Source organism: Pullulanibacillus sp. KACC 23026, assembly GCF_029094525.1.
Classification (GTDB): domain Bacteria; phylum Bacillota; class Bacilli; order Bacillales; family Sporolactobacillaceae; genus KACC-23026.
On record NZ_CP119107.1, the window covers coordinates 4,762,773 to 4,781,365 of the forward strand.

Consider the following 18,593-nt stretch of genomic DNA (forward strand, 5'->3'; position numbering starts at 1 on the left):
CCTAAAATAAGCGAATAGAAAGTTACCATTAACTCAGCCAACAAAAAAAAGAGCCCCTCTGCTTAAGAGTTGCTCTCCGTTAATGTTGAATGGACGGTTACCGATAATTTTTTTAACTGCTTCACTAGAAGTTCATAAGTTGCATCATCAACATCGGTTTCTACTATTTTCTTTTGACAAGAATGACAAATTAATTGATTACAAATATAAATGCCAGAATCCTTCTTCTCGTCACAGATTATACAAGTATCATTTACAGGGACATGATCCAAATTAATTGCTTCCACTTTAGGAACACCTCCAACTTATAATTAATAATAGGTTCCCCTAATCTATTAGATTCTATACACTATCAGAGAATTTTCCTATGAAAATGCTAAGGCGAATCCTTTCAACATAGTATGCACCTAAGCCCACATTAGGAAATTGTCCATCCCAGTTCTCCTTCTGCTGCCTTACAAAAACAATAAGCAGCAGACAGCACTGACTAGAGGACTCCGTTAGAACATGCGGGGACCGGTTATTTGAGTGTAACGGACACAATTACCGTGTAAGACCTTGACGGGTACCTGTTGCCTCGAGTGTAACGGACACTCAGTCCGTTACAGACACATTTTGCCTCTTACATGGGTTGATTTGCCCCTCTAATGGACTCAGTGTCCGTTAGAAACACAGCACTACCACCACCCTATAAACACAAAAAGGAGAACTGCTTAATCGCAATTCTCCTTTTTTCAGTTTCCCGGCGGCGTTCTACTCTTGGCAATCTATTCGCTTGGAATACTTCGTGGGTCCCCTTCTTCGATTGACACCTTGTTGATTTGCGCATGACCTCATTCTTTTAAACCAAGGTTAAGCGCAGGGGCCCGGCCACTATCAATAATTAATGATCCAATGTAAAAAAGGAATCGTCATTTAAACGATTCCTTTATCGATTGCCCGGCGGCGTTCTACTCTTGCAGGGGGAAGCCCCCAACTACCATCGACGCTGAAGAGCTTAACGGCCGTGTTCGGGATGGGAACGGGTGTGACCTCTTCGCCATAACCACCGGACAAAGTATTCAATTGAAGGATCGTACCTTCAAAACTAGATAGGAAGTCAAACAAACACTAATTTAAGGTTAAGCCCTCGATCGATTAGTATCCGTCAGCTCCATGCGTTGCCGCACTTCCACCTCGGACCTATCTACCTCATCATCTCTAAGGGATCTTACTGACTTAAAGTCATGGGAAATCTCATCTTGAGGGGGGCTTCATGCTTAGATGCTTTCAGCACTTATCCCGTCCACACATAGCTACCCAGCGGTGCTCCTGGCGGAACAACTGGGACACCAGCGGTGTGTCCATCCCGGTCCTCTCGTACTAAGGACAGCTCCTCTCAAATTTCCAACGCCCGCGACGGATAGGGACCGAACTGTCTCACGACGTTCTGAACCCAGCTCGCGTACCGCTTTAATGGGCGAACAGCCCAACCCTTGGGACCCACTTCAGCCCCAGGATGCGATGAGCCGACATCGAGGTGCCAAACCTCCCCGTCGATGTGGACTCTTGGGGGAGATAAGCCTGTTATCCCCAGGGTAGCTTTTATCCGTTGAGCGATGGCCCTTCCATGCGGCGCCACCGGATCACTAAGCCCGACTTTCGTCCCTGCTCGACTTGTAAGTCTCGCAGTCAAGCTCCCTTGTGCCTTTACACTCTGCGAATGATTTCCAACCATTCTGAGGGAACCTTTGGGCGCCTCCGTTACTCTTTAGGAGGCGACCGCCCCAGTCAAACTGCCCACCTGACACTGTCTCCGAACCGGATTACGGTCCCGGGTTAGAATGTCCATACCGAAAGGGTAGTATTCCACCGACGCCTCCACCGAACCTGGCGGTCCGGCTTCAAAGGCTCCTACCTATCCTATACAATCGATACAGACATCCAATATCAAGCTGCAGTAAAGCTCCATGGGGTCTTTCCGTCCTGTCGCGGGTAACCTGCATCTTCACAGGTACTATAATTTCACCGGGTCTCTCGTTGAGACAGTATCCAAGTCGTTGCACCTTTCGTGCGGGTCGGAACTTACCCGACAAGGAATTTCGCTACCTTAGGACCGTTATAGTTACGGCCGCCGTTTACTGGGGCTTCAATTCAGAGCTTCTCCTAAAAGGATAACCCCTCCTCTTAACCTTCCAGCACCGGGCAGGTGTCAGCCCCTATACATCACCTTTCGGTTTAGCAGAGACCTGTGTTTTTGCTAAACAGTCGCTTGGATCTTTTCACTGCGGCTCAGCAGGGCTATTCACCCCGCCAAGCACCCCTTCTCCCGAAGTTACGGGGTCATTTTGCCGAGTTCCTTAACGAGAGTTCTCCCGAGCGTCTTAGGATTCTCTCCTCGCCTACCTGTGTCGGTTTGGGGTACGGGCACCTTGAGACTCGCTAGAGGCTTTTCTTGGCAGTGTAAGCACGGGCACTTCGGTACTAAAATTCCCTCCCCATCACAGCTCAGCCTTACGAAGGCGGGATTTGCCTCACCTTCAGCCTTACTGCTTGGACGCGCATATCCATCAGCGCGCTTGCCTTGCCTTCCTGCGTCCCCCCATTGCTCAAACGTCTCCTGGTGGTACAGGAATATCAACCTGTTGTCCATCGCCTACGCCTTCCGGCCTCGGCTTAGGTCCCGACTAACCCTGAGCGGACGAACCTTCCTCAGGAACCCTTAGGCTTTCGACGGAGGGGATTCTCACCCCTCTTTTCGTTACTCATACCGGCATTCTCACTTCTAAGCGCTCCAGCAAACCTTCCAGTTTACCTTCTCTGCCCTTAGAACGCTCCCCTACCATCCCATTGGGATCCATAGCTTCGGTGATACGTTTAGCCCCGTTACATTTTCGGCGCAGCGCCACTCGACCAGTGAGCTATTACGCACTCTTTAAATGGTGGCTGCTTCTAAGCCAACATCCTGGTTGTCTGGGCAACGCCACATCCTTTGCCACTTAACGTATACTTGGGGACCTTAGCTGATGGTCTGGGCTGTTTCCCTCTCGACGACGGATCTTATCACTCGCCGTCTGACTCCCGAGGATGAGTCCTTGGCATTCGGAGTTTGACTGAACTCGGTAACCCTGTGGGGGCCCCTCACTCAATCAGTGCTCTACCTCCAAGTCTCTTCCCTCGAGGCTAGCCCTAAAGCTATTTCGGGGAGAACCAGCTATCTCCGAGTTCGATTGGCATTTCACCCCTACCCACACCTCATCCCCGCACTTTTCAACGTGCGTGGGTTCGGGCCTCCATTCAGTGTTACCTGAACTTCACCCTGGACATGGGTAGATCACACGGTTTCGGGTCTACAACCTTAAACTATCGCCCTATTCAGACTCGCTTTCGCTCTGGCTCCGTCTCTTCAACTTAACCTTGCTTAAGATCGTAACTCGCCGGTCCATTCTACAAAAGGTACGCCGTCATCCATAAAAGGACTTCGACTACTTGTAAGCACACGGTTTCAGGATCTCTTTCACTCCCCTTCCGGGGTGCTTTTCACCTTTCCCTCACGGTACTGGTTCACTATCGGTCACTAGGGAGTATTTAGCCTTGGGAGATGGTCCTCCCGGATTCCGACGGGGTTTCACGTGTCCCGCCGTACTCAGGATCCACTCAGGTTGGGGGTCTGTTTCGACTACAGGGCTGTTACCTTCTCTGGCCGGCCTTTCCAAACCGGTTCGTCTACAGCTCCCCTTCCGGGATGAGTGTCCTACAACCCCAAGAGGCAAGCCTCTTGGTTTGGGCTGTTCCCGTTTCGCTCGCCACTACTAAGGGAATCGCATTTGCTTTCTCTTCCTCTGGGTACTTAGATGTTTCAGTTCCCCAGGTCTGCCTTCCATACCCTATGTATTCAGGTAAGGATACTGCCCGTTCAGGGCAGTGGGTTTCCCCATTCGGAAATCTCCGGATCAAAGCCTACTTACAGCTCCCCGAAGCATATCGGTGTTCGTTCCGTCCTTCATCGGCTCCTAGTGCCAAGGCATCCACCGTGCGCTCTTATTCGCTTAACCTTGTTACAATTAATGTCTTGTTTGCACTTCATTATCCAGTTTTCAAGGGACGATTTCGAGTGTTCACACACTCAAAACCAAACAAATAACCAAAAGCACCTAACGCTAAGAATCGTTTCCTTAGAAAGGAGGTGATCCAGCCGCACCTTCCGATACGGCTACCTTGTTACGACTTCACCCCAATCATCTGTCCCACCTTCGGCGGCTGGTTCCTTACGGTTACCTCACCGACTTCGGGTGTTACAAACTCTCGTGGTGTGACGGGCGGTGTGTACAAGGCCCGGGAACGTATTCACCGCGGCATGCTGATCCGCGATTACTAGCAATTCCGGCTTCATGCAGGCGAGTTGCAGCCTGCAATCCGAACTGAGAGTGGCTTTATGGGATTCGCTCGACCTCGCGGTTTCGCTGCCCTTTGTACCACCCATTGTAGCACGTGTGTAGCCCAGGTCATAAGGGGCATGATGATTTGACGTCATCCCCACCTTCCTCCGGTTTGTCACCGGCAGTCACCTTAGAGTGCCCAACTGAATGCTGGCAACTAAGATCAAGGGTTGCGCTCGTTGCGGGACTTAACCCAACATCTCACGACACGAGCTGACGACAACCATGCACCACCTGTCACTCTGCCCCCCGAAGGGGAAAGCCCTATCTCTAGGGTGGTCAGAGGATGTCAAGACCTGGTAAGGTTCTTCGCGTTGCTTCGAATTAAACCACATGCTCCACTGCTTGTGCGGGCCCCCGTCAATTCCTTTGAGTTTCAGCCTTGCGGCCGTACTCCCCAGGCGGAGTGCTTAATGTGTTAACGTCAGCACTGAAGGGTGGCCCCTCCAACACCTAGCACTCATCGTTTACGGCGTGGACTACCAGGGTATCTAATCCTGTTTGCTCCCCACGCTTTCGCGCCTCAGCGTCAGTTACAGACCAGAGAGCCGCTTTCGCCACTGGTGTTCCTCCACATATCTACGCATTTCACCGCTACACGTGGAATTCCACTCTCCTCTTCTGCACTCAAGCTCCCCAGTTTCCAATGACCCTCCACGGTTGAGCCGTGGGCTTTCACATCAGACTTAAGAAGCCGCCTGCGCGCGCTTTACGCCCAATAATTCCGGACAACGCTTGCCCCCTACGTATTACCGCGGCTGCTGGCACGTAGTTAGCCGGGGCTTTCTGGTCAGATACCGTCAAGGCGATAGCATTTCCTCTATCACTTGTTCTTCTCTGACAACAGAGCTTTACGATCCGAAGACCTTCATCGCTCACGCGGCGTTGCTCGGTCAGACTTTCGTCCATTGCCGAAGATTCCCTACTGCTGCCTCCCGTAGGAGTCTGGGCCGTGTCTCAGTCCCAGTGTGGCCGATCACCCTCTCAGGTCGGCTACGCATCGTCGCCTTGGTAGGCTATTACCCCACCAACTAGCTAATGCGCCGCGGGCCCATCTGTAAGTGATGGCAGGACCATCTTTTACATTGACACCATGCAGTGTCAATGATTATCCGGTATTAGCTCCGGTTTCCCGAAGTTATCCCAGTCTTACAGGCAGGTTGCCCACGTGTTACTCACCCGTCCGCCGCTCGATCCACAACCATCACCCCGAAGGGATCTGGAAGTTTCACGCGCTCGACTTGCATGTATTAGGCACGCCGCCAGCGTTCGTCCTGAGCCAGGATCAAACTCTCAAAATAGTGCAGTCAAAGCACTGCTGGCTTTTGCCGAGAACAGATCTCTTCTAAATAAAAAGAGGTCTGTTCTCCTTAAAAAATATGTTCGTTTGATTCCTAGCGTTAAACTCAAAGTATGACTTTGACTGGCGCTTTTGGTTTTTGTTTAGTTTTCAATGTACGAAACAACCTATTAATCTTTCACTACTAATCGCCGTCTCTTGAAGACGACTTTAATATCTTACCACGCCAGCAAGTTGATGTCAACAAGTTTTTTTCACTGTTAAAATCACTCGTCAGAGGCGACGCTTATAAATATACTATAAGCAGCATTTTAAGTCAACGGTTTTATTTATTCCAAAATAATCCATTTCAAAAAAAGGAACAACCTCGTACATAAAGCTCTTCCATTCATCCATGAACAAGTCTCATTCAAACCATGAATAGTTTGATGACAACCAATGCAGCAAGGCCTGGTAATCCAAGGATACCGGTAATTACCGTTGTAATAGCGTTAATAGGAATATGCAACCCGATGCTTGTCCCCAAAATATTTAAAAAGAATAAAAGCAGACCGCCGATTAGAAGCTTCACAACTAAACTACCAATGAACCGAAACGGCTTTAGCGCTGTTCCAAACAAAAGAAATAAAACAATGATCCCTACGGCTATTGAGATCAGAACGATTGGCTGTTGCAAATGAAAAGCCCCCCCTTATAAGATATAAGCGCCTTTCTTTTAACTCTCATTTCAGAGAACAGGATGAATGATTTAAGAAACCATTCAATCCCTAAATAAAGAAAAGGGCCTATATTTATATATGGAGGGCTTGGACAAGTTAGAACTTATAAGTCATATTTTTATACCGGGCTTCTTTTAATAAAAAAAAGTATTTGGCTTCAGCAATCTTTAATTGATAGATAACTTCAGGTGAAGGTTCGATGCTCATTTCCACAATTCGTTTCTGTTTCAGCCATTCATTTTTCATTCTTTCTAACAACTCGGTAAAAGAGCCATTCATCTCTCTTCTCAAGCGACCTTTTCTCCCAAACATACCTTCGAAACTCTCCCCCCGTTATATTTCTCTTCTACCTTCAAGGGCTTTGGATAAAGTGACTTCATCCGCATATTCCAAGTCTCCGCCAACTGGTAAGCCGTGAGCGATACGGGAGGTTTTGACGCCAATTGGCTTGATCAATCTTGATAAATACATAGCGGTTGCTTCGCCTTCAATAGTTGGGTTTGTGGCCAGAATAATTTCTTTTACTTCCTCATCTTCTAAACGTCGAATGAGCTCGGTCACTTTAATATCTTCAGGACCTATACCGTCAACGGGAGAAATCGCTCCATGAAGCACATGGTATAAACCGCGATAGTCTCTCATTTTCTCCATCGCCACAACATCCTTTGGCTCTTGTACAACACATATAAGTGAGCGATCTCGAGAGGAATCATCACATATATAACAAGGATCATGGTCACTAATGTTTTGGCATATCGAACAGTGAATAAGCTTTCTCTTAGCATTGACAAGCGCCCGTGCAAATTCCATTACGTCGTCTTCTCTCATATTAATGACAAAAAAAGCCAGACGAACCGCTGTTTTCGGCCCGATACCTGGCAGTTTCATAAAACTGTCAATTAGTTTTGCTATCGGTTCTGGATACTGCACGTATGTTGTTCCCCCTAAAAATTAGAAACCAGGGATGTTGAGTCCTTTAGTAAATTGACCCATGCGACTGTTGGCAAGCTCATCCGCTTTTTTCAATGCTTCATTCACTGCTGCTAACACTAGATCTTGAAGCATTTCAACATCATCTGGATCAACGGCTTCTTCTTTAATTTGCACTTCTAACACATCTTTATGCCCGTTACATTTTACCGTAACAACACCACCACCAGCGGTTCCTTCAACCACTTCATCCTTTAATTTTTCTTGAGCTTCCATCATTTGCTTTTGCATTTTCTGCATTTGCTTCATCATGTTATTCATATTTCCACGCATTTTTAAAAGCGCCTCCTTTTAATCTCTAATTTCTAATAGATCAGGGCCAACTAATTTTTCGGCCTCTGTGATTAGCGGGTCTTTTTCTTCTGCTGCGGGGTGGTCATCATCCGAACTTCCTCCACCATCCATGTGCTGAATAAAATCTCTTCTTAACGCTTCCCACTCGGAATGCGGAATCGGATAAAGGTGTTTAGACCTTCCTGTGACCTCTTTTTGAATTTGCTCGACCATATTTAAAACATTGTTTTTATTTTCTAATACCATTTGGCAATGAAAATCGTATTTGAATGAAAGCAGGAAGGCCGACTCAGAGCTTGCTACCGGCTTACTTTCAAGAAGCCAAGCATGTGCTGCAACGTGAGTACTCCTCACCTTTTCCATAATATCAGCCCATGAGCCGCGCAAGGAATTAAGTTCTTGTTTGGAGGCTTGTTTTAAGACATGACGCATTTCATTAAGCGGCAAGGATAATCCTTTTCCTCCAGTCGCTCTCTTTTGGGCTGGCCTTGATCGCTTTTGTTCAGTCGATGTGCTGCTGTTGGACGTAGCGGACTGAGTTCTTTCTAGAGAGGCAAGCTTTGTTTCAAGACTCTCAATTCGATTTAAAAGGCCACTAATCTCTTGCTCATTGGCGGCAGGAATCGCTGGCTTACGTTCGACTAATTGATTCCCATGGCACAGCTTTACCATCGTTACTTCTAGTAAAATCCTTGGTTGACTAGACCAGCGCATCGCTTGCTGGGCTTCATTTAAGCTTTGTATGGCTGAATAAATGGCCTCAATTTCAAGGGTATCAGCTGTTTCAGTGAATCTTTCGTCTACCTGGACCCATTCAAGCTGATTTCCTAGTTCTTTTGAAGTCTTATACAATAAGATATCTCGATAATAATGCATGAGATCCTCGGTGAACTTTTCGGGGTCTTTGCCTCGATCTATCAAATCATTTACCGCTCTGACTGCTTCAGAAGCGTTTTGTTCGGTTACTTCATGGACCACTTTAGAGATTAGGTTCTGCGAGACTAAGCCCGTAACCTCTAGGACATCATTTACTGTAACCTCACCTGCTGCAAAAGCCACCACTTGGTCCAAAATGCTAAGTGCATCACGCATTCCACCATCACTGGCTTTGGCAATAAGAGTCAGTGATTCAACAGAAGCATTGATTCCCTGCTCATTTGCAATATACACCATTCGGTCCACAATTGATTTTAAAGGAATTCGTTTAAAATCAAACCTCTGACATCTTGAAATGATCGTCAAGGGGATTTTGTGAGGTTCTGTTGTTGCCAAAATAAAAATGACATGTTCAGGCGGTTCTTCTAATGTTTTAAGTAAAGCATTAAAGGCCCCTTGTGATAGCATATGGACTTCATCGATTATATAAACTTTATAGCGTGCTGAGCTTGGCGCATATTTTACATTTTCTCGAATTTCTCGAATTTCATCGACACCATTGTTAGAGGCCGCATCAATTTCGATAACATCCGGAAGCCGACCTTCTGAAATCGCGATGCAAGATGGGCATTCATTACAAGGCTCTGAGGTTGGGGCATGTTCACAGTTAATCGCCTTGGCAACAATTTTGGCCGCACTTGTCTTCCCAGTCCCACGAGGACCATTAAATAAGTAAGCATGTGAAAATTGTTCTTTGGCCAATGCGTTTTGCAAGGTTTGAGTGATATGCTCTTGACCGGCCATATCTTCAAACCGCTGCGGACGCCACACTCTATATAGGGCTTGATAGACCATCTTTTTCACCTAATTCCGCGAAGATTCCTTTTCATTATACCTTTAAAAATCAGCGAATACAAAAGGAAAACTCCCTTTTTTATAACCGATTTTTTATGCCTGGTTATTTTATAAATAAGGATTGAAAGCTTCATCCCAGCACGGTCTCTAACTGAATGTCACAAACAAACCGTTTTTAATTTTGTCCTAGAAAAAAATTAAAAACCGCAGCATTTATTCAACTAAACGCTGCGGTTCACTTCATGTATTTTTTAATATGCCGTGCACCTTTTGTCGATTTTATATCCATGAGCGCTTCTCAAGCAGTTAGCTCGATCCAGGCAGCCCTGCGGCACACGGAAGGTCTCACTTACTGCTGCTTCCTTCCGGACCTGACAGGGTTCATGAGTTTCCGTTGCGCAGGACCCAGATGTCAACACCACTTACTTGAGGCGGACCCCACAGATATAAAACCTCGAAAAGGAATTCAGCCTCGCTACAGCGGATTGCGAGTACAGGGCACCGCTACCTCCCCGCCTAGCACGGCAATGTTGATAACAAAGTTAGTTGTGTCACAAAAATTAAATGGCGGAGGCGAGAGGATTTGAACCCCCGCGACGCCGATTGACGCCCTAGCTGATTTCGAGTCAGCCCCCTTCAGCCTCTTGGGTACGCCTCCGAATTGCGACGTAACCAACTATAACACATTTTATAAAACCTTGCAATGATTCCAGAGTGCTGAACATCTTATTACTCATTATATCTCTAACCATTGTATGTTTATTCTTTTTGATTTAAATGAGCTTGTTTTGCTTTTTTTCGGTTTTCTCTAATCATTTTAAAAAAATCACTTAAAATAGCCCCGCATGCCTCTTCTTTAACCCCTCGAATGACTTCTGTTTCATGATTAAAACGTCCGTCCTGTAAAAGGTTCATAAGCGTTCCGGCACAGCCCGCTTTTGGGTCCTGTGCCCCGTAAATGACCTTTGAAAGACGAGCTTGCAGAATCGCCCCTGCGCACATTGGACAAGGCTCGAGGGTAACGTATAGATTACAATCGGTTAGTCGCCAGGACCCCAATCGTTCACTTGCCTTTTTGATTGCCAAACACTCAGCATGTGCCAGTGGATCCTGATTGGTCTCTCTTAGATTATAAGCTGAAGCCACATACTTTCCATCTTTTACAATAACAGCCCCGATTGGCACTTCCCCTAACGCTTTTGCTTTTTCCGCTTCCTCAAGGGCTAGAGTCATCCACTTTTCATGTTGACAACTATTCATTCCGTCCATAACCAACCTCTTAAGTTTTATATTAAGTGCACCTTTCATCTATTATATCAATTTTCAATAGGCGCAAGCTAGAAAGCTCTAAACAGGCTTTGATATTGCCCCCCTAAAAGTAAGAAGTTCCGTTTCGGTGGAGAAACCAGCCAAATCGTATGCTAAATGGCAGACAAGCCAAGGTTTTTTAATCCTCAATTAGTCAGTAAAACGCCACCAAAAAAATTCCTGACCATTGTTGGTGTCAACGCGCTAATGATTAGGTTGTTAATTTTTTTACTAAAGCAGGTAATGGCGTACCAGAAATAAACGGAGGAATTCCGGTTAAACAACAGAATCGAGCTCAGATGCGGGAATATAAGAGGAGGTTTTCCGGTTAAGCAAGGCAAAAGGGCTCCGATCCACGCTTTCTGGAGTCAATAGCCGGAATTTATCCGTCTATTTAAGCTGTTTTCAGTGCGAATTCCTAAATAAGAGAAATTTTTCCGCTTATTTACGGTAAGTTTAAAGAAAAAAGCTTGGGAAAAACCCCAAGCTTTAGTCTCCACGTTTTCGGAACTGCTTACCCTATAAAGTGCCTTATTAGATTATGCTGCCTTTTTCTTGTTCGAGGCCTTACTCTTATTCAAGAACATGAACGGATATAAAACGATCCCGATCCCAACGAAGAAAATTCCCCATAAAAAGGTTTTAATATCGGAAGTCCCTGCAATGACCACGTATATCGAATAAATAGCAGCTAATATGCCGATGATTAATTCTCTCCAGTTTATTCCTTTATTATCCAAGCGATCTTCAAATACCACTCGTATTTGGAAGAGGGCTGAAACAAGATAAGGCAAGAGATACGATAGTGTCGCTATTGTACAGACAAAGGAAAAAGCCTGATCAATTGAATTTAGAACAGTCGAAAATATAAGGACCTGTGTTGCAAGATTGGTTATAAGGAGCGATTTCGTCGGTGCTCCCTTTTTACTTTCCTGAGCAAAAACTTTCAAGAAAATACCTTGTTTAGCCGATTGATAGGGAACCTCTGCGCTTAATAAAATCCAGCCAATAGCCGATCCAAATAGGCTGATAACCGCAAGTCCTGCAAGCAAGTATCCGCCACCGCTGCCAATAGCAGAGGATAGGGCGTCAACAAGGGGCTTCTTAGAATTAACCAAGACAGATTGCTTAAGCGAACCCATCACCAACAAAGAAATGGCTATATAGATCGCCGTCGCAATTAATAGACCAAAGATGGTTGCTCTTTTTACATCTTTACCGCTTTTGGCACGGGAAGAAAAGACAACTGCTGATTCCACACCGACAAAAGCCCACAAGGTTGCCAAAGCCGCATGTTTAAGTTGTCCAAACAGGCTAATAGCAGGTCCGCTTCCATTGTCAACTGGTGCAACAAACGGAATAAGATGACTCATTTGAAAAGCGAACAAAGTCGCAATGATAAATAAGAAAAAGCCAATGACTTTTGTAGCAGTCGCAATTAAATTAACCTTTCCTGCTCCTTCAATCCCATTCAGAATAAGGAAGTGGACCCCCCATAGAAGAATGGAACAAACAATAAAGGTAAGAATATGCCCGACTTGAGTATGAATGCCTAAAATTGTTATCGGGGCCTCACTAACTAGGATTGGAAAGAATGTAGAAAGATAACCAGCAAAAGTTGTAATCATGGCGACATTTCCAGCAAAATTGGCAACCCAATACCCCCATGAAACGAAATATCCAGACAAATGGGAAGCACGCGATCCCTTTTTAAAGAGCCCCGCTGCAAAGACTTGCGGGCCTCCGGTCATATTTGGACGCCTGAGTGCTAAATTACCAAAAACGAAGGCAAGAAATAATACCCCAACCCCCGTGAAAACCCATGCGAGCAAAACGCCTCCTGGACTTGCGACAGAAGCAAGGTCCCTAGGCAACATGAAAATACCCGAACCTACCATATTACCAACAACAAGTGCGGTTAAAACCCAGACACTTAATTTGCCCTTTGATGACATAAATATGTTCCCCTTTCGGATGACTTAACACGATGTATTTGAACAAAGAACTTATTTGTTTTATCTCATTAGCGAGTTAAAGTATACAGGGGTTTTTCCTTATTTTCAATGGATTAGGTTAAAATCTTTTTTTTCTAAAAAGGGGCTGTTTTTTTACTTTTATTTCTTTGTGTCCCCTTTAAATCGCTTTCTTGACAAGCTTTTTTTAAAACTCTTTCTTAAAGGCGGTTGTCGTAAATAGTGTTTAACTCCCTTTCCACCGACAACCGTACTTAGCCTTCCTTCGTGTTTTAAATTAGATATAAAAAGGACGATCGACTCATCCGTTTTTTTAGGATTTGCCGATCGCCCTGAGGCTTTAATTAGGCTGTTTTTGTTTATTTCGATTCGTCTAGATCGTTTGCGATCTTCGTAATATTAAGGAGTTTGAAGAAGAGGCTAAGTACTATTCCCACTACTGTTGCGAGTCCCATACCGGATAAAGCCACTTGTCCAATGTTAATGGCAGCCCCGCTTAGTCCCACAACTAAGACAACACAGGTTAAGATCATGTTCTGTGATCTGGAATAATCTACCTTAGATTCCACGAGAATTCGAATCCCTGAAGCGGCAATGACCCCATAAAGCAATAGAGATATTCCGCCAATTACTGGCGATGGAATTGCTTGAATCAAAGCAGACAACTTGCCAACAAAGGAGAGAATCATCGCAATAATAGCAGCCCCGCCAATTACCCATGTTGAATAGACTCGAGTTATAGCCAACACGCCAATGTTTTCCCCATATGTGGTATTCGGCGTTGAACCAACTAGACCAGAAATAATCGTGGATAAACCATTTCCAAATACAGAGCGGCTAAGACCTGGATCCTTCTGCAAATCACGTCCGACGATTTTACTTGTCACGAGCAAGTGGCCAATATGCTCGGCAATAACAACAAGAGCAGCTGGAGCAATTATGGCAATGCTCTTCCAACTAAAATGAGGGGCATAAAACGTTGGAACCGAAAACCAAGCCGCTGACTCTACATGAGAGAAGTCCACAATCCCAGCAATCGCAGCAATCACATACCCTGCAACAATCCCAAAAAGAATCGGGATAATTTTCATAAAGCCTCTAAACATGACCCAGCCGACAACCGTAATAATAAGTGTTAATAAAGAAACGGTTACAGACGTTGCATCAGGACTCCAATGAGCACCGGCATTGGCAGGGGCAATTAAACCAGCATTTTGGGCTGCACTCGGCACAAGCTGTAAACCAATAACGGCAACAATAGCACCCATTGAGGCAGGAGGAAATACCACATCAATCCAGTTTGTTCCTGCAAACCGAATAATAATTGAGATAACGATAAAGATAATCCCACATACGATAAAACCGCCAAGAGCATCCGCGTAACCGCCGCTCTTGATAACAGCCGAAACGGGGGCAATAAAAGCAAAGCTTGATCCTAAGTAAGCTGGAATCTTCCCTTTTGTGATTAACAGGTATAACAGCGTTCCAAACCCGTTTAGCAAAAGAATGGTTGCCGGGTCAACCCCAAATAAAAGTGGTACAAGAACAGTAGACCCAAACATAGCAAATAAGTGCTGTAAACTTAATGGCAAACTCTGAGAAAATGGTGGCCGTTCATCGACCTGAATCACGCGCTGTGACATAGGCTGTTGTAAACCCTCCTAAATATTTTATTAAATCGATTCATTATACCTTGTTCAATTCTTTTTTCAAATTATTTTGTGACAAATTTCGCGAAAAATTTTAGAAAAAAAGGCCTCCTATTTAAGGCAGCCTTTTTAGTTACTATTAGTTTTTACCATTAATCCCGATTTGACACCCCTAAAAATTGGAGGATATAAAGGAAAAGGTTCACAAAATCTAAGTAAATAGCGATCACGATGAAAGGAATCTCGCTATCCGTAAAGCCGTAACGTGTAATTCGGCTGAAATCATAAAGGGTATAGCCAACGAAAACCAAAATCCCGAAACCTGACAGGATCAGTTGTGCCGTTCCGTTAGCTGGAATAAACATGTTTAAAATTTGAAGTCCAATAAGAGCTATAACTGAAACAAACAAAAAACCCCCGAGAAAGGAAAAATCTCGTTTCGTAACCGTTGTAAAGATGGCCATTGCCCCAAAGGAAATGGTTGTTATTGCAAAGGCTCTAAAAACGACATCGGCACCAAGCATACTTACATAATAGCTAATCGCTGGATATAAAGTTGCCCCAGAAATCAGCATAAATACATACATTAAAGGATAGCCGATTGCCTTTTGTTTTCTAGCAAAAACCATCATGGTAATCATAATAATTTCAACGATCGCTAACGGTAAAAAGAGGCCTCTTGGAATGCTTTGTCCAATAAATAACCCGGCCGTTGCCACTAACAATCCTGAAAATAAAGCAGCGTAAAACTTGGCGAAGGGACTCCCTTTGCGCGTTTGGATAACCGTATCCATTCCTAACACCCTTTCTATTCTTACTTGTCTATCATTAATCTTCACTTTTACCATTTTTCCATTGGTTTAACCGTTAATATGTACTACGAATTAAAACGCAGAGAGGTTTCATTATCTAGATATGTAAAAAGAGGGGGAAACATGCCCCCCTCTTTTTACCATCTTCCATTTTTACGCTTGTTGACGAGCGTAATAATGTCATGCTGCCTCATCTGTGTTTCCCCATTGACTTGGTGAGAAGCGTGTTTCGGACTAGAACGTGGTGATTGAAAGACATCTGAATATTGCGGCAGTCCATCTGCTCGTTGTCTACTGTTCAATGCGATATCCCCCTTAGAAATCTCCTTCTTCACGCTGGTTCGATTTTAGCATCCGCTCTGCAGGATGATCGTTTGTCGAGCCATCGGCACGTTTAGAAGCATATTCAGCTTTTGCTCTCGGCTGTATGGAGTTTTCGTTTTGAACGGAGTATCTCTTTTCACCGCGATCGACCAATCCCAAAACCACCCTTCTTTATGGGGTACTGTTAGTATGAACGTTGCTTGAAGGAAATATGCTTTACCGAAAATTTTATGGTTGTTAAACTATAGGTATGTAATTTTCAAAAATGGAGATGACCTTTATGACTGAAGAGATGAGAATGGAATGGATTCCTCAGTGGTTGACCAACCTTTTGTTGGAAGTCAATGATCAGCTAACAGAAGACCAGGCAAGAACTTGGGTGGAGGCGATCTGGGAGGATATCGATGCCACCCGTGCCAAAGGCGGTTTTAAATACAGAGGTAAAGAACAGACAGCCAAGCAAGTCGAACAATGGATTCGCTCTCACGGTAAACACATCCATCATCTTTCGGACGACCCAAAATCCTACATTTTAAACAAAAGAAAAGGCCCTGTCTCTCAATAAGAGACAGGTGCCTACATTAATGGGCCTCTCATTGATTTAAGCCCCTATTTATTTTAAAAGTCGTAAACCGTTTAGAATAACTAAGATCGTACTTCCTTCATGACCAACCACCCCGAAAGGCAAGTTAATGGCCTGGAAGAAGTTAGAGATGATCAGGAGGACGATTACAGCAATGGCAAAGAACACGTTTTGCTTCACAATGCGATTCATTTTTTTAGAAAGCTCTATAGACTGGCTGATTTTCCCTAAATCATTCTTCATGAGGACAACATCAGCTGTTTCAAGGGCAACATCTGTTCCAGCCCCCATCGCTATCCCGACGTCAGCCATGGCAAGTGCGGGTGCATCATTAATCCCATCCCCCACCATCGCTGTCAGTCCATATTTTTGTTGAAATTCTCTAATATGGTTGAGCTTTTCTTCTGGTAGGCATTCCGCAACAAACTCATCTACGCCGGCTTCTTCAGCAATCGCTTTTGCTGTTACGCTATTATCACCCGTTAACAGAATGGTCTTAATTCCAATGGACTTAAGAAACTGAATGGTTTTTTTCGTTTCTTCTCTTATCGTATCCTTCAAAGCAATAATGCCTAGAACTTCTCTATTGCAACTAATATAAACAACGGTTTTGCCTGCATTTTTGAAGACCATACTCTCTTTGTTCGCTTCCTCATCACCGGTTTGATTAGCGAAATCCTTCGTCCCCACACGCCATTCATCACCATCAAACCGTGCCAAAATGCCTGAGCCTGTTACATCCTCAATGGTTTCCACATCAAGCAGCGGCCGATCACTTTGGAGATTGTAATGACGAACAATAGCGGTCGCAAGCGGGTGATTCGAGAAATGCTCCATAGAAGCCACTTTTCTAAGGAGGTCAGCCTCGTTCACCCCTTCTTTAACATACACATCTGTGACAACGGGCGTCCCTTTGGTCAATGTTCCCGTCTTATCAAAAGCTATGGCTTTTAACTGACTAAGACGTTCCAAATGGACACCGCCTTTAAATAAAATTCCTTTTTTGGCACTGTTGGAAATGGCCGAAAGAGTGGCAGGCATAATAGACGCCACCAAGGCACATGGTGAGGCTACAACCAACAAGACCATAGCCCGATAAAGGGTTTCCGTCCAATTCCACCCAATAAGGTAATGGGGAATAACCATCATTAAAAGAACGATTAAGAGGACGAGTTTAACATACGTATCTTCAAAGCGTTCGATAAAAAGCTGTGAAGGTGATTTTTCACTTTGAGCAGTCTGAACAAGATCAATGATTTTCTGAAAAAGGGTTTCCGTGCTCTTTTTCGTTATCTCAACCACAATTGACCCGTTAATATTTATAGTCCCTGCAAATATGTTATCCTTCAAGCCTTTTCGTACTGGTAAGGATTCTCCTGTAATAGCCGCTTCATCAATGGTTGTTTCCCCTTTTATGATCTCACCATCTGCTGGAATCCGTTCACCCGGTTTGACAATAATTCGGTCCCCAATCTCAAGTTCACCGACTGAAACCACTTTTTCCATTCCATCTACCAAAAGCGTAGCCGTTTCAGGCTGGAGGTCAAACAAAGCCGAGATTTCTTTCTTACTTTTATTATTTGTATAGGTTTCAAGCGCCCCGCTTAGTGAGAAGATAAAAATCAAAATGCCGCCTTCCCACCAATAGCCAATCAGAGCTGACCCAATTGCTGCCAAAAACATCAAGAGCTCCACATTCAAAGATTTTTCTTTAAAGGTTTCCTCTATTCCCTCTTTTGCCTTGGCATAGCCTCCAATTATAAATGAAGCAATAAAAATAATAGTGGATAGCACGACTGATTGTGACTGTAAGAGCCACCCGACTAACAAAAGAACACCGCTGGCTAAAGAAGCTATAAGTTCCCCATGTTCTTGTAAGATGGATGCCCTTTTCACTTTTTTCTCTCTAGGGTCATGGTTTAATACGATTGAATGAGCCTTATCCATGGTTAGCCTCCTGTCACTAAATGAGAATGAATATCAAGTTAATTATAATTATTTTAATTAGGAATGACGCTAAACCCATTATATTACACATCTTGGCTAATGTGAATTGATTTGTTTATAATAATTATAATTTGTTATTAATAATGATTATCATTAATAATTAGGTGTAGTCATCTGATTGGATTAAATAAGAATAAGGATTAAATGATGTTGGATGGAATGATTAGAGGGGTTTGTCGCACTCTAATAGTGGAGGTGATGATATGGATCAACGTAAAGAAATCAAAGGGCCATCCCAACCATCTAAACAAGTTAAACAGGATGCGAGCATTGGCATTGATCAAGAGGAACAAGTCATGAATGGCAACTATGGTATGGCGGAAACAAAGGAAGAGGACGAAGCCCATTAATTTATTAAGAGACAGAACCCTTCAAATCATTTTGGATTGAAGGGTTTTATTGACTATTTTTCATATGACTTCTCAGGTCAGGATGGATGATTATAGAGTATTATCCATTCCTAATGACGTGAGTGGGAATCCTGA

15 protein-coding genes, 1 tRNA gene, 3 rRNA genes and 1 other RNA gene are annotated in these 18,593 nt (G+C 44.4%); 2 read left to right on the forward strand and 18 right to left on the reverse strand.

Annotated elements, in window-relative coordinates; translation table 11 throughout:
• Positions 1-62: 62 nt before the first annotated feature.
• The 17 genes from PU629_RS22265 to sspK form a co-directional block, all read right to left on the reverse strand.
• Entirely contained in the window at positions 63-287 is a 225-nt protein-coding gene (locus PU629_RS22265; protein ID WP_275282189.1) for a sigma factor G inhibitor Gin, read from the reverse strand.
• Positions 288-937: 650 nt separating this feature from the next.
• Positions 938-1,053 (reverse strand): 5S ribosomal RNA (gene rrf / locus PU629_RS22270).
• 64 nt (positions 1,054-1,117) lie between these two features.
• Positions 1,118-4,034, reverse strand: a 23S ribosomal RNA gene (locus PU629_RS22275).
• A 124-nt stretch (positions 4,035-4,158) separates the two neighbouring features.
• A 16S ribosomal RNA gene (locus PU629_RS22280) occupies positions 4,159-5,719 on the reverse strand.
• Together the 16S, 23S and 5S rRNA genes form the textbook arrangement of a ribosomal RNA operon.
• Before the next feature lie 408 nt (positions 5,720-6,127).
• Positions 6,128-6,394 (reverse strand): pro-sigmaK processing inhibitor BofA family protein, encoded by a 267-nt coding sequence (locus PU629_RS22285; protein ID WP_275282190.1) that lies wholly within the window; start codon positions 6,392-6,394, stop codon positions 6,128-6,130.
• 139 nt (positions 6,395-6,533) lie between these two features.
• The gene (locus PU629_RS22290) at positions 6,534-6,749 is read right to left on the reverse strand and encodes a YaaL family protein (RefSeq protein ID WP_275282191.1); all 216 of its coding nucleotides are present in this window, start codon (positions 6,747-6,749) and stop codon (positions 6,534-6,536) included.
• A 21-nt stretch (positions 6,750-6,770) separates the two neighbouring features.
• Positions 6,771-7,367 (reverse strand): recombination mediator RecR, encoded by a 597-nt coding sequence (recR, locus tag PU629_RS22295; RefSeq protein WP_275282192.1) that lies wholly within the window; start codon positions 7,365-7,367, stop codon positions 6,771-6,773.
• Positions 7,368-7,388: 21 nt separating this feature from the next.
• Entirely contained in the window at positions 7,389-7,700 is a 312-nt protein-coding gene (locus PU629_RS22300; RefSeq protein WP_275282193.1) for a YbaB/EbfC family nucleoid-associated protein, read from the reverse strand.
• Between the two features lie 18 nt (positions 7,701-7,718).
• Positions 7,719-9,452 carry a DNA polymerase III subunit gamma/tau gene (dnaX, locus tag PU629_RS22305; protein WP_275282194.1) on the reverse strand — a complete coding sequence of 578 codons (1,734 nt, stop codon included), beginning with the start codon at positions 9,450-9,452 and terminating at the stop codon, positions 7,719-7,721.
• 259 nt (positions 9,453-9,711) lie between these two features.
• Positions 9,712-9,977: signal recognition particle sRNA large type (gene ffs / locus PU629_RS22310), an RNA gene on the reverse strand.
• 40 nt (positions 9,978-10,017) lie between these two features.
• Positions 10,018-10,110 (reverse strand) — tRNA-Ser (locus PU629_RS22315).
• 101 nt (positions 10,111-10,211) lie between these two features.
• Positions 10,212-10,712, reverse strand: a complete 501-nt coding sequence (tadA, locus tag PU629_RS22320; RefSeq protein ID WP_275284517.1) for a tRNA adenosine(34) deaminase TadA — start codon at positions 10,710-10,712, stop codon at positions 10,212-10,214.
• A gap of 587 nt (positions 10,713-11,299) precedes the next feature.
• Entirely contained in the window at positions 11,300-12,715 is a 1,416-nt protein-coding gene (locus tag PU629_RS22325; RefSeq protein ID WP_275282195.1) for an amino acid permease, read from the reverse strand.
• A gap of 377 nt (positions 12,716-13,092) precedes the next feature.
• Positions 13,093-14,376, reverse strand: a complete 1,284-nt coding sequence (uraA, locus tag PU629_RS22330) for a uracil permease (protein ID WP_275282196.1) — start codon at positions 14,374-14,376, stop codon at positions 13,093-13,095.
• A 158-nt stretch (positions 14,377-14,534) separates the two neighbouring features.
• On the reverse strand, positions 14,535-15,176 hold the full coding sequence (locus PU629_RS22335; protein WP_275282197.1) for a Bax inhibitor-1/YccA family protein: 642 nt from the start codon (positions 15,174-15,176) through the stop codon (positions 14,535-14,537).
• 155 nt (positions 15,177-15,331) lie between these two features.
• Positions 15,332-15,496: a YpzG family protein gene (locus PU629_RS22340; RefSeq protein ID WP_275282198.1), complete on the reverse strand. Its 165-nt coding sequence runs from the start codon at positions 15,494-15,496 to the stop codon at positions 15,332-15,334.
• Positions 15,497-15,509: 13 nt separating this feature from the next.
• Positions 15,510-15,671: a small acid-soluble spore protein K gene (sspK, locus tag PU629_RS22345; RefSeq protein WP_275284518.1), complete on the reverse strand. Its 162-nt coding sequence runs from the start codon at positions 15,669-15,671 to the stop codon at positions 15,510-15,512.
• 127 nt (positions 15,672-15,798) lie between these two features.
• Between sspK and PU629_RS22350 the strand changes: the two genes are divergently transcribed.
• Entirely contained in the window at positions 15,799-16,083 is a 285-nt protein-coding gene (locus tag PU629_RS22350) for a YfhJ family protein (RefSeq protein WP_275282199.1), read from the forward strand.
• Positions 16,084-16,131: 48 nt separating this feature from the next.
• Here the strand turns inward: PU629_RS22350 and PU629_RS22355 are convergent, their stop codons facing one another.
• A complete protein-coding gene (locus tag PU629_RS22355; protein WP_275282200.1) occupies positions 16,132-18,048 on the reverse strand; it encodes a heavy metal translocating P-type ATPase in 1,917 nt (638 codons plus the stop codon).
• 263 nt (positions 18,049-18,311) lie between these two features.
• On the opposite strand from PU629_RS22355, the gene PU629_RS22360 reads away from it, so the two are divergent.
• Positions 18,312-18,458, forward strand: a complete 147-nt coding sequence (locus tag PU629_RS22360; protein WP_275282201.1) for a DUF4021 domain-containing protein — start codon at positions 18,312-18,314, stop codon at positions 18,456-18,458.
• The last annotated feature ends 135 nt before the right edge of the window (positions 18,459-18,593 follow it).

Bases quoted from the DNA above. Each gene is read 5' to 3' on its own strand.
- PU629_RS22290 (WP_275282191.1), bottom strand. From the start codon at position 6,749: ATGTTTGGGAGAAAAGGTCGCTTGAGAAGAGAGATGAATGGCTCTTTT.
- PU629_RS22300 (WP_275282193.1), bottom strand. From the start codon at position 7,700: ATGCGTGGAAATATGAATAACATGATGAAGCAAATGCAGAAAATGCAA.
- dnaX (WP_275282194.1), bottom strand. From the start codon at position 9,452: ATGGTCTATCAAGCCCTATATAGAGTGTGGCGTCCGCAGCGGTTTGAA.
- tadA (WP_275284517.1), bottom strand. From the start codon at position 10,712: ATGAATAGTTGTCAACATGAAAAGTGGATGACTCTAGCCCTTGAGGAA.
- PU629_RS22325 (WP_275282195.1), bottom strand. From the start codon at position 12,715: ATGTCATCAAAGGGCAAATTAAGTGTCTGGGTTTTAACCGCACTTGTT.
- uraA (WP_275282196.1), bottom strand. From the start codon at position 14,376: ATGTCACAGCGCGTGATTCAGGTCGATGAACGGCCACCATTTTCTCAG.
- PU629_RS22335 (WP_275282197.1), bottom strand. From the start codon at position 15,176: ATGGATACGGTTATCCAAACGCGCAAAGGGAGTCCCTTCGCCAAGTTT.
- PU629_RS22350 (WP_275282199.1), top strand. From the start codon at position 15,799: ATGACTGAAGAGATGAGAATGGAATGGATTCCTCAGTGGTTGACCAAC.
- PU629_RS22355 (WP_275282200.1), bottom strand. From the start codon at position 18,048: ATGGATAAGGCTCATTCAATCGTATTAAACCATGACCCTAGAGAGAAA.
- PU629_RS22360 (WP_275282201.1), top strand. From the start codon at position 18,312: ATGGATCAACGTAAAGAAATCAAAGGGCCATCCCAACCATCTAAACAA.